The sequence below is a fragment of the Phormidium sp. CCY1219 genome (assembly GCF_055795085.1).
Window position 1 is genome coordinate 1 of record NZ_JAYFEQ010000958.1, and the last position, 1,549, is coordinate 1,549.

The 1,549-nt window shown below is 51.8% G+C and carries 3 protein-coding genes; 1 reads left to right on the forward strand and 2 read right to left on the reverse strand.

Annotation, left to right across the window (positions count from 1 at the left end):
- Positions 1 to 319 precede the first annotated feature (319 nt).
- The gene (locus AC0QH1_RS30970; protein WP_324635294.1) at positions 320 to 772 is read left to right on the forward strand and encodes a DUF4351 domain-containing protein; all 453 of its coding nucleotides are present in this window, start codon (positions 320 to 322) and stop codon (positions 770 to 772) included.
- 106 nt (positions 773 to 878) lie between these two features.
- Here the strand turns inward: AC0QH1_RS30970 and AC0QH1_RS30975 are convergent, their stop codons facing one another.
- Both AC0QH1_RS30975 and AC0QH1_RS30980 read right to left on the reverse strand, forming a co-directional pair.
- On the reverse strand, positions 879 to 1,097 hold the full coding sequence (locus AC0QH1_RS30975) for a hypothetical protein (RefSeq protein WP_324635295.1): 219 nt from the start codon (positions 1,095 to 1,097) through the stop codon (positions 879 to 881).
- 198 nt (positions 1,098 to 1,295) lie between these two features.
- Positions 1,296 to 1,549 (reverse strand): tetratricopeptide repeat protein (locus tag AC0QH1_RS30980; protein ID WP_324635296.1); only part of this gene is annotated, 254 nt, incomplete at its 5' end.

Genomic DNA, 1,549 nt, shown 5'->3' on the forward strand with positions numbered 1-1,549 from the left:
GCCGGATGAGGTGAAAGTCTCATGTCCGGTTCTGAATGGGAGGTGAGGGTTGCGAAGCCCTCATCGACCCCTAATACCTGTCGCAGTCATGCTCCCGCAAGAAAAGCCAAGGCGCGATTTCAATCAAGCGCTGTTTATAGCGGTTCTCATAGTGGTGCGGTAAAGAATTTCTCACCGATTCGGTGCATTGGCGGTTGGGACAGATGAGAGTTGCCTACGACATTAATTTGAAATCCGCTATAACTATGAAGTCATCCAGCTAAATCGGCTCCACTGGCAAACTTTTCGGGACCGCAATAACGCGATCGCCTGTGCGCTAATGGTCAAAATGCAGATGGAAACCGCCCAACAACCCTCGGTCAAGCTAGAATGTTTGCGAATGCTCAATCCCCTGGAACTCGATCCAGCTCGCACCCAGTTAATTTCCGGATTTATCGATATCTACCTGCGACTAAATCCAGAAGAAGAAGCCGCATTTCAAGAACAGTTGAGTGCCATTTTACCAATAGAACAGGAGGAAGTTATGGAAATCGTCACCAGTTGGATGGAAAAAGGTATCGAACAGGGCCGCCAAGAGGCAATGCAACAAGAAGCTTTATTGCTGGTTCAGCGTTTACTGAATCTCCGTCTCGGTACGATTTCTCCCGAGTTATATTCGGCGGGGCAACAGTTATCAAAAGTGCAGTTAGAAGCATTAACCGAAGCGTTGCTGGATTTTTCCAGTGAAGCTGACTTAGGTGCTTGGTTGCGAAACCATCGCACCACCGATTAAAGCCGTTGAACGAATACCTTGCATCCCTCTGATTAACCCAACAATCGCCGGTAAACCAATTCCCCGGCGAATCCCTCACCCAATCCTCACCCCACCGGATTGTTCATCAATCCAAACCACCCCACTCCACCCTCGCATATCCCTGCTTTGCTTTGACACCCGCCAATTGGTGCAAACTGGCAGCTTTTCCTTCCCAGTTGCCGGTGCGTTCCTCCAGTTTTATCGCTTCGGCGTAAAGTAACATCGCCTCCTCCAGTTGCCCTCGGTTGGCGCTCAGGGTTGCCAGTGGGTGCAACATCGTCGCTTTCTGCTGCAGGTTGTCCATCGGTTGGTTCGGTTCCCTCCATTTAGTGTGAAAAAGCGCTTTCCCTCACTTCCCGATTCAAAAAAATCGCCGCCCGGATGTCCCCTGCAGTTGCTTCCATACCCACCCGGGAGGGCGTAACCCGCGATACTCCAGTGTGGCATCACCCCCTCCATTGTGCCATTTTCCTACCCCAGTTATGGCGGGCCTCCCGCAACCTTACTGCTGCTGTAGCTGCTGCACCTGTGCGATTGTTTCCCGCACTTTCTCCGCTTCGGGAGAACGCAGATGCTCTAGGATGGCGAGAGACTCCTGCATATAATTCAAGCCCGTGGTAAAATCACCTTGGATTGCCAGTAGTTGTCCGAGGTTAGCCAAACTCGCCGCTTTCCCTTCCAAGTTGCCGATGCGTTCGCAGAGTTCCAAGGATTCGGTGAGAAGGGCGATCGCCGCCTCGTTTTCCCCAAGCTGTC

What these genes read in the sequence shown, in the direction of transcription:
- AC0QH1_RS30975 (WP_324635295.1), bottom strand. Translation starts at nt 1,097, where the DNA reads ATGGACAACCTGCAGCAGAAAGCGACGATGTTGCACCCACTGGCAACC.
- AC0QH1_RS30970 (WP_324635294.1), top strand. Translation starts at nt 320, where the DNA reads ATGGTCAAAATGCAGATGGAAACCGCCCAACAACCCTCGGTCAAGCTA.